At 67.2% G+C, this 12,457-nt stretch carries 15 protein-coding genes and 1 pseudogene; 9 read left to right on the forward strand and 7 right to left on the reverse strand.

Annotation, left to right across the window (positions count from 1 at the left end; all coding sequences use genetic code 11):
* Nucleotides 1-291: 291 nt before the first annotated feature.
* On the reverse strand, nt 292-1,020 hold the full coding sequence (locus ON29_RS30660) for an SDR family NAD(P)-dependent oxidoreductase (RefSeq protein WP_040871679.1): 729 nt from the start codon (nt 1,018-1,020) through the stop codon (nt 292-294).
* 97 nt (nt 1,021-1,117) lie between these two features.
* On the opposite strand from ON29_RS30660, the gene ON29_RS30665 reads away from it, so the two are divergent.
* On the forward strand, nt 1,118-1,975 hold the full coding sequence (locus ON29_RS30665) for a LysR family transcriptional regulator (protein ID WP_373283946.1): 858 nt from the start codon (nt 1,118-1,120) through the stop codon (nt 1,973-1,975).
* Between the two features lie 43 nt (nt 1,976-2,018).
* Here ON29_RS30665 and ON29_RS34150 read toward each other — a convergent pair whose 3' ends face one another.
* Entirely contained in the window at nt 2,019-2,591 is a 573-nt protein-coding gene (locus ON29_RS34150; RefSeq protein ID WP_157172951.1) for a MarR family winged helix-turn-helix transcriptional regulator, read from the reverse strand.
* 17 nt (nt 2,592-2,608) lie between these two features.
* Here ON29_RS34150 and ON29_RS30675 point away from each other — a divergent pair, with 17 nt between their 5' ends.
* Together ON29_RS30675 and ON29_RS30680 are read left to right on the forward strand one after the other, a co-directional pair.
* Nucleotides 2,609-3,103, forward strand: a complete 495-nt coding sequence (locus ON29_RS30675; RefSeq protein ID WP_245549264.1) for a carboxymuconolactone decarboxylase family protein — start codon at nt 2,609-2,611, stop codon at nt 3,101-3,103.
* Between the two features lie 56 nt (nt 3,104-3,159).
* Nucleotides 3,160-3,480: a hypothetical protein gene (locus ON29_RS30680; RefSeq protein WP_040871682.1), complete on the forward strand. Its 321-nt coding sequence runs from the start codon at nt 3,160-3,162 to the stop codon at nt 3,478-3,480.
* Nucleotides 3,481-3,577: 97 nt separating this feature from the next.
* Here ON29_RS30680 and ON29_RS30685 read toward each other — a convergent pair whose 3' ends face one another.
* Nucleotides 3,578-3,922: a DUF6223 family protein gene (locus ON29_RS30685; protein ID WP_040871683.1), complete on the reverse strand. Its 345-nt coding sequence runs from the start codon at nt 3,920-3,922 to the stop codon at nt 3,578-3,580.
* A 194-nt stretch (nt 3,923-4,116) separates the two neighbouring features.
* On the opposite strand from ON29_RS30685, the gene ON29_RS30690 reads away from it, so the two are divergent.
* Complete coding sequence (locus tag ON29_RS30690; protein WP_040871685.1) at nt 4,117-5,199, forward strand: sensor histidine kinase; 1,083 nt, start codon at nt 4,117-4,119, stop codon at nt 5,197-5,199.
* The gene (locus tag ON29_RS30695) at nt 5,196-5,858 is read left to right on the forward strand and encodes a response regulator (protein WP_040871686.1); all 663 of its coding nucleotides are present in this window, start codon (nt 5,196-5,198) and stop codon (nt 5,856-5,858) included. Before ON29_RS30690 ends, ON29_RS30695 begins: the two co-directional genes overlap by 4 nt.
* A 90-nt stretch (nt 5,859-5,948) precedes the next feature.
* Here ON29_RS30695 and sigJ read toward each other — a convergent pair whose 3' ends face one another.
* Nucleotides 5,949-6,839 carry an RNA polymerase sigma factor SigJ gene (sigJ, locus tag ON29_RS30700; protein ID WP_040871688.1) on the reverse strand — a complete coding sequence of 297 codons (891 nt, stop codon included), beginning with the start codon at nt 6,837-6,839 and terminating at the stop codon, nt 5,949-5,951.
* Nucleotides 6,840-6,973: 134 nt separating this feature from the next.
* Here sigJ and ON29_RS30705 point away from each other — a divergent pair, with 134 nt between their 5' ends.
* Together ON29_RS30705 and ON29_RS30710 are read left to right on the forward strand one after the other, a co-directional pair.
* Nucleotides 6,974-7,558 (forward strand): NADPH-dependent FMN reductase, encoded by a 585-nt coding sequence (locus ON29_RS30705; RefSeq protein ID WP_040871689.1) that lies wholly within the window; start codon nt 6,974-6,976, stop codon nt 7,556-7,558.
* Nucleotides 7,559-7,646: 88 nt separating this feature from the next.
* Nucleotides 7,647-8,033 (forward strand): YybH family protein, encoded by a 387-nt coding sequence (locus ON29_RS30710; protein WP_245549266.1) that lies wholly within the window; start codon nt 7,647-7,649, stop codon nt 8,031-8,033.
* Between the two features lie 324 nt (nt 8,034-8,357).
* Here the strand turns inward: ON29_RS30710 and ON29_RS30715 are convergent, their stop codons facing one another.
* Nucleotides 8,358-8,750: a group I truncated hemoglobin gene (locus ON29_RS30715; protein WP_040871692.1), complete on the reverse strand. Its 393-nt coding sequence runs from the start codon at nt 8,748-8,750 to the stop codon at nt 8,358-8,360.
* 841 nt (nt 8,751-9,591) lie between these two features.
* Here ON29_RS30715 and ON29_RS30720 point away from each other — a divergent pair.
* Together ON29_RS30720 and ON29_RS30725 are read left to right on the forward strand one after the other, a co-directional pair.
* Nucleotides 9,592-10,050: pseudogene (locus ON29_RS30720) on the forward strand (DoxX family protein); the annotation flags it as partial.
* Nucleotides 10,051-10,233: 183 nt separating this feature from the next.
* The gene (locus ON29_RS30725) at nt 10,234-10,650 is read left to right on the forward strand and encodes a VOC family protein (RefSeq protein ID WP_040871727.1); all 417 of its coding nucleotides are present in this window, start codon (nt 10,234-10,236) and stop codon (nt 10,648-10,650) included.
* An 82-nt stretch (nt 10,651-10,732) separates the two neighbouring features.
* On the opposite strand, the gene ON29_RS30730 is transcribed toward ON29_RS30725, so the two are convergent.
* Together ON29_RS30730 and ON29_RS30735 are read right to left on the reverse strand one after the other, a co-directional pair.
* Entirely contained in the window at nt 10,733-11,677 is a 945-nt protein-coding gene (locus tag ON29_RS30730) for a hypothetical protein (RefSeq protein WP_051175784.1), read from the reverse strand.
* Nucleotides 11,658-12,263 carry a hypothetical protein gene (locus ON29_RS30735; RefSeq protein WP_157172952.1) on the reverse strand — a complete coding sequence of 202 codons (606 nt, stop codon included), beginning with the start codon at nt 12,261-12,263 and terminating at the stop codon, nt 11,658-11,660. The genes ON29_RS30730 and ON29_RS30735 overlap by 20 nt, the downstream gene beginning before the upstream one ends.
* Between the last annotated feature and the right edge of the window lie 194 nt (nt 12,264-12,457).

A 12,457-nucleotide genomic window follows, 5' to 3' on the forward strand; every position in this document is an offset into this window, starting at 1 on the left:
GCGGAATCTGGGAAGAGCTGTTCAGTGACCACCTCCTGGGTTGCCGGTCGGTCTGCGGAATCTCGTCATCCCCTCCGGCGGTCCGGCCGACTGCACCGGGTTCTCTTCTCCGCCGGAGGGGATGGTCAATCTTGCTTCCGGTGCAGGTCACCTGCCCGGCCAACCAGACTTTCATCTCCAACGACAGCGACTGTATACCACGCCTCCGAGAATGTCTACATCCGTCGATGCAGATTTCTTCCTGCCCAGACCGGCCTCTTTCTCAGAGTCCGGTCGGCGACTCCCCGCATGTCACCACGGCACTACTCCTGCGTCATCGAAGAATCCGCCGGTCGGTCCGTCGTCGGGCAGGGTCGCGAGGCGCACCGCGATCGCCGCGCCCTGCGCCGGTGTGCGGACGCCTCGAAATCCGTTGAGGTCGGTTGCCGTGAAGCCGGGGCAGGCTGCGTTGATCAGGATGTTGGTGTCGCGGAGTTCCTTGACGTATTGGACGGTGACGGCGTTGAGGAAGGTCTTCGACGCCGAGTAGGCCGCGGAGATCGGACCGGTATCGGCACCGGGAGTGGTCTGCCGGGTGAGGGAGCCGACCGTGCTGGACATGTTCACGATTCGCGGGGATGCCGAGCGCCGCAGCAGCGGCAGCACCGCGTTGGTGACGCGGATGACGCCGATCACGTTGGTTTCCACGGCGTCCCGCACCGTCGATGGGGAGACGGCGGAGGGCGTCTGCGGCATGCCCCCGGTTATGGCCGCGTTGTTGACGAGCACATCGAGGCGTCCGATACGGTCCGCGATCAGGTCGGCGGCGGCGGCCACGCTCGCGTCGTCGGTCACGTCGAGCGGTACGCCGAACGCGTCGGCGCCGCCCGCCCGCAGCTTCGCCACGGCGGCTTCGCGGCGCTGTTCATCCCGGGCACCGACGCCGACACTCCAACCGAGGGCGCCCAAGCCGGCCGCGATCTCGTACCCGATGCCCTTGTTCGCGCCGGTCACCAACGCGATCGTCTGTTCACTACTCATACGGTCGATCCTGTTCCGAGCCTCGACGGAGCGTCCAACACCGAGTGGGTGGCAAGCGATACCGCTCGGGTATCGACGCTGGTGGGCGACGGATACCATGGGCGTCGTGGAGACGCGGGAGCTGCGATACTTTGTCGTCGTCGCTGAGGAGTTGCACTTCGGGCGGGCGGCGCAGCGGCTCGGGATCGCGCAGCCCCCGCTGTCCCGGGCGATCGGGCAGCTCGAACGACGGCTCGGGGTGGTACTGCTGCGACGAACCAGTCGCGCCGTCACCTTGACCGAGGCCGGGTCGGTGCTGCTCGGGGAGGCCCGAGCGGCGCTGGACGCGGTCGAGGCCGCCGAGCGACGCACCCGGCGCGCCGCCCTCGCCGCGACCGGCCGGGCGGGCGTTGTCTTGGCCACGAAGGCAGGAGCTTCCGTCGAACTGCTGGCCAAGCTCCTCGACGCCTACGCCGCCGAGCCCGGCGCGGTCACCATCGATGTGCTCCTGTGCGGGATCGGTGAGCAGGAGCGACTGCTCCGGGACGGCCGGGCCGACGTGGCTCTTTTGCACCGGCCGTTCGACGCGACGGCCGGGTTCGACACCGAGGATCTGTACACCGAGGAGCAGGTCGCGCTCCTGCCGGCCGGGCATCCCCTCGCCGATCGGTCCCACGTGCGGATGGCGGAGGTCGCCGCGCTGCCGGGCCTGCCGATGCCGCGCTGGCCCCGGCGAGACGGCACCTATCCCGACGGCCCCGGCCCACTGGCTCGCGACCATACCCAGCTGCTCCAGTTGATCGCCCTCGGACGGGCTTCGGCGATCCTGCCCGAGTCCGTGCGGGCCCATCTGCGCGGCGACCACGCCGCCGTGCCGGTATTGGACGCCCCGGCCGTCACGACAGTGATCGCGTGGCCACCGCACAGCCGATCGAAGGCCGTTGCCGATCTCGTTCGGACTGCTACCCGCCTCTAGCCGATTCCGCACGATCTGCGCATGCGGACCAAGCCGAAACGAATCAGTCGAGCGCGGCCGCCACCACGTTGGCGACTGGGCAGTTGCCCTCGCTACGGCCGCACGCGGCGAAGTCACAGAGGCGACACAGCCAAGGTTGCGGACGGTGGTCGGTGCGGGTGGAGCGCTCCTCGGCTCTGGCGAGGGTCACTGTGGTCAACATCGTGTCCAGCGCTGCCGCAAGATTGTCGATCTCGTTCGAGGACAACGCGGACAGTGTGCTCGCCAGCGACTGCTCGCGCGTTTGAAGTATCCGTTCGGCCGTGCGCCGGCCATGTTGGGTCAGGACAACGGAAACGGCCCGTCCGTCCTGTGCGCCGACGCGCTCGATGAGGCCTTCGGTGGCGAGGCGGTCGACGAGGCGGACGGTGCCGGAGTGGGTCAGGCCGAGTACGGAGCTCAGCTGCGTGACCGATCCGCCGTCGAGGAACTCGTGCATCGCGGCGAGGGCGGCCGGGGCCGACGGGCCGAGCATCGCGATCGCTTCGACGGCGGTGTTCATCCGGTCGGCGACTACGAGGCTCAAGGCACCCAGGACGTTGGCCGCGTGCTGGCGGCTTGACTTGGTTTGCGGCATAGCCCTAGTTTATATGTATGAGTCATACATATAAAGCGCGGGAGCGCGCGACGGCGGAACCTGTGAAAGCACGGATGAAGAGCGCGGCGAATCTCGACTTGATCACAGGGATCCAGCATCTCCAGACGGCGATTCACGCCGGTGGCGTCGACCCGCTCGTACTCGAGCTGGTCCATCTGCGGGCCAGCCAGATCAACGGCTGCAGCCCGTGTGTGTTCGCCGGCGTCCAGGAGGCGAAGAAGCATGGCGAGACCGAGGAGCGGCTGCACAGCGTGGTCACCTGGCGGGAGACCCCGTTCTTCACCGAGGAGGAGCGGGCAGCGCTCGCGCTGGCCGAGGCCGCTACCCGGATCCAGGACGGCTCGCCGGGCGTGACCGATGAGATCTGGGACGCTGCTGCCACCCACTTCGACGAGAAGCAGATCTTCGCGATCATCCTGAATATCGCACTCACCAATTTCTTCAACCGGATCAACCACACGATCCGGGAGCAGGCCGGCAAGACCTGGTGAAAGCGGGCGGGCGTTATCCGTCCCGGAGGCCGCGGTGATCGACGGGGGCGAAGGATGTGATCGGTCAGCTACATCGCCAGCTCGACGTCGCCGTGCTGCTCACCCTCGGTAGTCCCCTCGGGCTGGACGCGGTCCACGGCAAACTCCTGGTCCGAGGACCGCACCGGCCGGAGCGTGTCGGCGACTGGCTGAGTGCCTGGTCCGCGGTGGACCCGATCACCATCGGCTGCCCGCTGCGCCATATTTGGAAAGGGCAGTTGCGGGAGATTCCCGTCGACAATCCCAAGGAGCGGGCACACAGCATCGCCGAATACCTCGCCCATCCCGCTGTCGCGCAAGCCATCCACAACGGCGTTGCCCCGACGACGGGACCATGACGGAGAGTCCTGCCGCAGGATCACCACGACCAGATGTGCCGGATCGAAATGTGGTCGCCGCCGGACTGTCGGGATAGCCAACCCGCCGCGCGGGCGGTCAACGGGCCTGCGGATTCCTGTTGAGGGCGACCACGCCGAGGGTGGCGGCGACCAGCCCGACCGCCAGGGCCAGGAAGCCACCGACGATCCCGTATCCGGTGCCGGGACCGCCTTTGGCCGCGGCCACGACCAGCCCGCCGATCACCAGGCCGGTCACTCCCGCGGCCAGCGCGGTCATCGCGGCGCGACGTCCGGTGTGGTGGATGAGGACGCGGACGCCGGTGACGACCCCGGCAAGTCCCACCGCGACACCCACCAGGGACCAGAAACGCCCGGCGGTCAACCCTGAGGCGCTCGACTGGGCAAGGACTTCCGAGGCTGCGAGTACATGAGAAACGGACATGACATGCTCCTTCTCCAACGAATGGGACGAGGCCCATCCTCTCCGCCGCACCCGCTTCCGGTCGTCCCGCGCACGCAGGCACTTCACGCTGCCGCCGAGGGGGTAGGGAACCAGAGGAAGTACTGCCTGCGCAGTAGACGGTGATCATTCCCGTGCACGACGTCCCAACGCGGACATGGGGTTAGGGTGCACCCATGGAACGGCTTCGGGACTGGGCGATCGCCGCGGGCATCGCGGTGTTCCAGCTGTTGTCGGGGTTGTCCGGGCCCGCGGTCGGGTGGGTACTACTGGTCGCAGGCGGGCTGTCATCGGCCGCGAGCCGCCGAGCACCGGTCGTGGTACTGGCGGTGACGGGGCTGAGCGCGTTGGCGTACCAGGCGCTCGGGGTGGACGTGCCCGCGGTCGCATTCTTGTTCGCCGTGTACGCGGCGTTTCGTGCGGGGCACCGGGTGGCGGCCGTGGCGGGGTCGGTGATCATGGTGCTCGTCATGCCCTTCGCGTTGCTGATCTCGCCGCGCGGACTGCTCATGGGCGAGGCGTTCGCGCAGACCCGGGGCGTGCTGCAACTGGCGTGGCTGGTCGCCGCGGGCGCGGCGGGTGAAGCGCTGCGGCAGGCCGAGCGGCGGGCAGAGGAGGCCGAGCGCACCCGCGAGGAGACCGCACGGCGGCGGGCCGACGAGGAACGGCTGCACATCGCTCGCGAGTTGCACGACTCGCTGACCCACCAGATTTCGGTGATCAAGGTGCAGGCCGAGGTGGCCGTGCACCTGGCCCGCAAGCGCGGCGAGCACGTGCCGGAGGCGCTGCTGGCGATCCTGGCGGCCGGTCGCGAGGCATCCCGGGAACTCAGGGCCACCCTGGAGGCCCTGCGCGACGACCGCGCACCGTTGCACGGGCTCGATCATGTGCCGGAGCTGGTGGAAAGGGTCCGCGCGACCGGCTTGGACGCGACGTTGACGGTCGAAGGGCAGCGCGCGGCCCTGCCTGCGGCCGTGGACCGGACCGCCTACCGGATCGTCCAGGAGTCGCTGACCAACATCACCCGGCACGCCGCCGCCGACACCGCGTCGGTTCATATCGAACACCGCCCCGACGCCCTCGTGATTCGGGTGGACGACGACGGCCGGGCCACACCGGACACCATGCCGGTGCCGGGTGTGGGGCTGCTCGGAATGGGAGAGCGGGTCACCGCCCTGGGCGGCCGGTTACACACGGCGCCCCGCGGCGGGGGCGGTTTCGCCGTCTGTGCCGAGCTGCCCGTGGAGCGGGCGCCTTGATCCGCGTCCTGCTGGTCGACGACCAGCCGCTGATCCGCAGCGGTTTCCGTGCGCTGCTCGACGTGGAGGACGATATCGAAGTGGTGGCCGAGGCCACCGACGGCGCGCGGGGCGTCGAGCTGGCCCGCGAACACCTGCCCGACATCGCACTGATGGACATCCAAATGCCTGTCGTGGACGGCATCGAGGCGACCCGGCGCATCGCCGCCGACCCGGCCCTGAGCGGGGTGCACGTGGTGATACTGACCAACTACGGCCTGGACGAGCACATCTTCGACGCCCTGCGCGCCGGTGCGGCCGGGTTCCTGGTCAAGGACATCCATCCGGAGGACTTCCTGCACGCCGTCCGGGTCGCGGCCCGGGGTGACGCACTGCTCGCGCCGTCGATCACGCGCAAACTGATCAACCGGTATGTCAGCCGGCCACTGGACTCCGGTGAGGCTCCCGGTCTGGCCGGGCTGACCAACCGCGAGCGGGAGGTCGTCACGCTTGTTGGCCGGGGCCTGTCGAACGACGAGATCGCCGAGCACTTGGTGATCAGCCCGCTGACCGCCAAGACCCACGTCAACCGGGCCATGACCAAGCTCCACGCCCGCGACCGCGCTCAACTGGTCGTCCTGGCTTACGAATCCGGCTTGGTGACCCCGCGCCGAGCCTGACCTCCACCCCGCCTAGCTGGGCCGTCCGCTGAGGACTCGAAGCCGCTCGGGGCCGCATCCGGCCCGGCGTCGCGACCGCGGGCGTTCGATTCACCCGGCCGTCCATGGCTGCAGTTTCTCCGGATTCCGGATCGCCCAGATGCGGGTGATCCGGCCGTCGGCGATGTCGAAAGCGTAGACCGTGACAATGGCGTCGTCGAGCCGTGCCACCAGGCCGGGCTGGCCGTTCACCGTGCGCTCCAGCAGGGTCACCGCAGGGCCGTGGGTGGCGATTTCCATCCAGGCGCGGGCGATCTGCTCGCTGCCGTGGATCGGGTCGAGGAAGGCCAATGCCAGGCCGCCGCCGTCGGCCGTCGCGGTCGCCTGTGGATCGAGCAGCCCGATCAGGGCCTCGATGTCCCCTGTCTCCCATGCTCGTTTGAAATCCCGGACCACCTCGGCGCGTTCGGTGCTCGACGGACCCCGCGTGGTGTCGATGCGGCGCCGGGCGCTGGAGGCGAGCTGGCGACAGGCCGCGGGAGTGCGCCCGACGATCTCGGCGACCTCGGCGAAGGAGTAGCGGAAGACGTCGTGCAGAACGAACGCCACGCGCTCGGCCGGAGTCATTGAATCCAGCACGACGAGAAAGGCCATGCTGATCGACTCGTCGAGGGTGACCCGGTCGGCGGGATCGACCGAGTCGGGACCATCGAGCCATTCGGACCGGCCGGGTACCGGCTCCGGAATCCATTCGCCCACATAGCGTTCCCGCCTGGCGCGCGCCGAGCCGAGTAGATCGAGGCAGATCCGGCTGGCAACCGTCGTCAACCACGCGCCGGGCGCCTCCACCTTCCCGCGTTGCGCCTCCGACAGCGCGTACCAGCGCGCGTAGGTCTCCTGCACCACATCCTCGGCCTCGGCCAGGGAGCCGAGCAGACGGTAGGCGAGGTTGATCAGCTGTCGGCGTTCACTGATCACCGCGCGCAGGTGCGGGTCGGTCATGGTGGTCTCCTTCGGTATGTGCGTCCTCACCGAAACCGACGAATCAGCGAACCGATTTGTGAGGCGGCCTGACATTCCGGACGGCTGCGTCGTCGGAAGGTTGTGACACCTTCAGCAGAGCAGGAGCTCCGTAAATGACCAGGATCGGCATCATCCTCGGCAGTACTCGACCCAACCGCAACGGCTCGCAGGTCGCCCGGTGGGTCCTGGAAACGGCATCGCAGCGTGGCGACGCCGAGTTCGAACTGATCGATCTGCGCGACCATCCGCTACCGCATCTGGACGAGCCGGTGGCGCCGATGTTCGGCCCGTCGAGCAACGCCCATACCCGCGCCTGGGCCGAGCGGATCGCCCCGTTCGACGGCTTCGTGGTGGTGACCCCGGAGTACAACGGCGGGGTCCCCGGAGTGCTGAAGAACGCCTTGGACCACCTGTTCGCGGAGTGGACCGACAAGGCGGTCGGATTCGTCTCCTACGGCGCGGGCGGCGGCGCCCGCGCGGTGGTGCAGTTGCGGACGGTCTGCGGCACGCTGGGCATGGCCGACGTGGGCTATCAGGTCACCATCTCGGTGCTCACCGATTTCGAGAACTACACCACCTTCACACCGCGCGAGCACCATGCCGCCGCCCTCGACAAGACGCTGGATCAGCTCATCGCCTGGAGCACCGCATTGGCGCCGCTGCGGACCGGCACCGAAACCACTCTCATGAATTCCTGAGGAGCCGATTATGACCGCAATCGACGACTTTCAGTCAGCTGACCGCCCCGAGGCGGATGAAGTCGAGCTTCGCCGAACAATCGACAAGGTGGTCGCAGGACTGCGAGTCAAGGATCTCGAGGTCCTGAAGCAGCTGTACACGCCCGACGTCGTGTCCTTCGATGTCGAGCCGCCACTCCAGCATGCCGGGATAGCGGCGAAACTCGAGAACTGGGCGAAGGTGTTCCTGTTCTTCGAGAATGTGACCTATGAGGTCCGCGACCTGACGTTCACCGTGGGCGGGGATGTGGCATTCGGGCACGCCTTCGCCCGGCTCAGCGGCACGCTGAAGAACGGAGCGGCAACCAGCGGTATGTGGGTCCGGGTCACGTACGGCATGCGGAAGATCGACAACACCTGGCTGATCGCTCACGACCAGGTCTCGGTACCACTCGACATCTCCAGCGGCAAAGGCGTGGTCGACCTCGAGCCCTGACGGTCGCAGAAACGTTGTCGAGAACCTGACGCATCGCTCGAGACGTTGCGGTGCCGATATCCGGTCGCATCGAAGGCCCGGGGCCGCCCACCACAGCGGCCCCGGGCCTCGCCCGACGTCTTGCTTCTTCTGGTCGGCCCCGCAGTCGGCGGTGTCGATCCTCGAGTCTGCGCGCTGCGACCAGTGGCGTCGGCCGAACCGGCGGCCTCCACGGAGAGCCCGCGTGGTGGTTGCCGGATCGGACGGCAGGGTGACGGCGGTGATCGGATGACGTGGCCCCAGGTGATGTGCGGAGCGGACAGGCCGTCGAACGAGTGGCGCAACCTATTCGATCGCTTTGGAGACGATGTCGTCGGCGAGGGGAGCGACCGCCGCGATGATCTCGGCCGTAATAGCTGGTGGCGTGCCAGCCGCTTGGAGGGACTGCGTCAGATGTTCGGCGACGCGGTCGAAGTGGTGCCGGGTTATGCCTCGACCTTGGTGGACCTGCTTCATCCGCGGCCCGGTGTATGGCGTCGGTCCGCCCAGGGCGGCGGCGAAGAACTCGACCTGGCGGCCCTTCACTCGCGGCATGTTGACGCCGGTGAAGAATGGCGCCAGATCATCGTCGGCCAGGATGCGGGCGTAGAGGTCTTCTACGACGATTTCGAGGGCGGCATGGCCCCCGGCCCGGGCGTACAGGGTGCGGTCGTAGGGCGTGGCCGACGTTGTATCCACGGTGGGCTCCTCGGATTGCTGGCGATCAGATGTGCTTTCGGAGACGGCGACTCGGCATGTCGGCAATGACGACGGATTCGGAGCTGACGAACGGTGGGGGCCGGTCGGGGTGACATCTCGCTGAATCCGCTGAGAACTAGAAGATTCCGTAACACCTTCGGCTCTGACGTCGCCGCTCACGCCAACCTCCGTACTCGCTCGGCACCACGGGGTCGCACACCAGGGCGCCGCCCTGCTCGCTTCGCCGTGCTCGGTGGCGCCAAGCTATGTTAATGTATATTCCTTATTCTAGTCGAGGGTTACAGATACTGATCTCCCGGTTTGACACTCCATCGAGAGTCGTTGAAAGTGCAGTTAGAGCTGCATAATGTACATGGTTTGGCACGGCGCTCACATGTGGTGTGCGGTTCATGTAAGTTATCGACTGTAATTTTATAATGCCCGTGCTGCGAGCGACGAAATCACGATGCCTGACAGCAGGGTGATACCCGCTGCTGGTCGGGCGCGCCGGGGCCGCAGCGTAGGGTGCCGCGCCTTTCGGATTCCGATGTCCGGGATGTCGGGTCCGTGGCCGAGGCCGCGTCGGTGGGCAAGGCGCATCGAAGCGCGAAGTCCTCCACGCTCGGCACCCGTGGCTTGGCCACGGCGGCGCGAGGACTCGGACGGCGGTGTGGCGAACTGAACCGGCTCCGGGGCGGTGGTGACGGAGTTGCGGTCGCCGCGTGGACTGCGGAGGACCATAACGCCCCGGCATCGGGGCCGCGCGATCGGCCGTCCGCGTGGTGCTCGCTCGGTAGGCTCGCCCGTGATATCGGCAGACGATATCGGGAGGCGAGCGCCGATGGCGGGAACGGATCGCTGGTCGTGGCCGCGTGTCCTCGGTGCCGACGGCCCGGCGGCAGCGATCTGTATCCGGTTGGCGGTGGGGCTGGTGTTCCTCAGTGAAGGGATCCAGAAGTTCCTCTATCCGGACAAATTGGGCCCCGGCCGGTTCGAAAAGATCGGTATCCCGGCGGCGACCTTCTTCGCGAACCTCGACGGCGTCATCGAGATCACCTGCGGCCTCCTGATCGTCATCGGACTGCTGACCCGCTTTGCCGCGCTGCCGTTACTGGTCGATATCGTCCTGGCGATCGTGCTGACCAAGTTGCGTGAGCTGCGCCCGGGCGGGTTCCAAGGAGTAGAAGGCATCTGGGGGATGGCCCACGACGCGCGCACAGATGTCGCGATGCTGCTCGGGCTGATCTACCTGCTGTGGGCCGGGCCCGGCCGCTGGTCACTGGACGCCCTGCTCACACGGCCGGAACCACCAGGACGGGACGCCGACGATCCGACCGGTGACTCCGAGGCTCGTCCACCCCACGCCGATCACTGCATTGCGGCCCGCAACGCTTCGCGCGCGAGGATCGCGCGGGCAAAGTTACTCGCCAGGTCCCGCGACCTTGCCTCAACGAAGCAAGGTGATCATGACAGGCTCTCGATCATGCCGATTTCCACCAGTTCGTTCGACCATATTCGCTTGACAGTGACCGACATCGAGAAATCCCGGGCCTTCTATGACGCCGTCTTCGGATGGCCGATCGCGTGGGAGTGTCCTGCGGACGCGGACGAAGCCACCCGTGCGCGATTCGGGTTCCTCTTCGGCGGTGTGATCTACCAGATGGGTGATGCACTGCTCGGGCTTCGCCCTGTCGCCAGCGACGAGTTCGACGAAGATCGAGTAGGACTCGACCACCTCGCCTTCGCCCTCGCCACTCGGTCGGATCTCGATTCGGCGGCTGCCTTGCTCGACGAACTCGGCATCGCGCACGAAGGGGTGAAAGATCTCGGTGCCATGTACATCCTGGAATTCCGCGACCCGGACAACATCGCGCTGGAGTTGGTCGTACGCAAGCAGTGATCGCCCCTTTCCCGGAAAGCCTCGGCCTGCGCACGCGCGGTGGCACATACGGCGGATGGAAGCCGTCCTGGTCTGAGCCGTCTCAACAGGTGGCGGGGACCGTGTCGCCCGCGAGCCTGAACTCGAACCGGATCGCGCCCGGACTCTGCGCGGGCAGAACGATGGCCGCGCCGCGCCCGGGTGTCCAGGTCCGGGGAACCAGGATGTAGTGGTCACCGATGCGGCTCAGTGGCGCCAGACCGTCGTAGCGGAACCGGTAGGCGGATCCGGAGGCGGGATCGGTGCCGCAGGACGCCATGCGGACATCTGACCCGGAAAGGTGAAGCTCCTTTTCGCTGTAGATGACGACCTGCGAACTGGTGGGCAGTTGCGCGGCCCATTCCCGCGCCCTGGTCTGACCGACCGCGACCGAGTAATCGGTGGCGATCCAGAACAAGTTGATGCCGACCATGAGGAACAGGATCACCCACTCGGCGACCGCTGCCGCCTGTGACGGCGGTGGCGCTGTCGCGGGGAGGCTTTCACGCAGACGCTGACGACGCAGCACGACCAGCAGCCAGAAGATCAGCACTCCAGCGATGATCGACAGCGGTGCCACGCACAAGCCCTTGTTGAGCGGTGTGACGACATATATCCGGGAGACCCCGTTGAGGAGGACTGCCCCGGCGATCACCGCGAGCACGGAGGTCGCCCACCGCCCGGGGCGACGGGCACGGACCGACTCCGGAAGCGCGACGTATCCCCACAGCACCGCCATACCGATGAGACCGACGAGTGTCAACGGCACGAACAGCGCGTCGACGGTGCGCATCAGGTACTCGCGGATGCTCGGATTAAGCGTCGTCGAGTCGACACCGAAGTAGTTGAAGTACCAGTAGACATGCGCCCAGCCGAAGTAGAACAGCACAGCGGTCAGCAGCGTTGTCGGCGCGACCAGCTGCCCGATCGATCTTGCGACGTGAGCGAACCCGTCGAACGCCGAAGCCGCCGCGGGTGTGTGCGCCTGCTCATCTGGTGGTTGTGACATGTGGCTTGCTCGTCGCCGTCTCGGTGGGCGTTCGGGTCCGGGTGGTCGAGTCGGTTCCGGTGGGGGAGACGGTCCCGGTGGAAGAATCGGTCTGCGATGTCGTCTTCGGTTGGAATCCTTCTGTGTCGCAGGGCAATTTCTGCGAGGGCAGTGTCCCGGTGAGAAGCGTCAGTGTCGATCCGGACGTCAGGATCAGCGACCCGTTCGCCGACTGCTCGACCGGGGTCGAATCCTGCTTCGCGCCGAGGAATCCGGAGTATTGGCAAACGCTGCGCCCGGTGTCGGCCTGGTCCTGCGCAATGGCAACGCTCGCGCAGCCGCCGCAGGCGGCGGCTATGCGCTGCACCGCCAAGTCCTCGACCGCGACGATCGGTGCGCCCTGAAGTTCGGTGAATGCCGGAATCCGGAAGGGCGCCCCCGCCGCCTTACCGGCATCGGTTTTCCCTGGACGTACCGGCACTTCGTCGCCCCGCGGTCCAGCGGTTCCGGACGGCGACTGGGTCGCCGTCGCGGTACCCGCTTCCTGGTCGGGTATCGACGTGGCGCACGCCGCCACCGCGACCGCCACCGCACCTACGACCATCATTCGCCGAGCGAACATTTTCCCTCCCGCATTCCGGAGTGCGATCACGTCGAGCGTTTGGTCGATGCGCATCCAGCGCGTGTCGCACCACTGATCATCGCTCAAATAATCAGCGGCAGCGGTGATTTCTCCACAACCTTTCGCCCTCGGCCACCGCCAGTTCCGGAGCCGACTCCGGCCGCATAGTCCTCAACACC

Source organism: Nocardia exalbida NBRC 100660 (genome assembly GCF_000308575.1).
Taxonomy (GTDB): Bacteria; Actinomycetota; Actinomycetes; order Mycobacteriales; family Mycobacteriaceae; genus Nocardia; species Nocardia exalbida.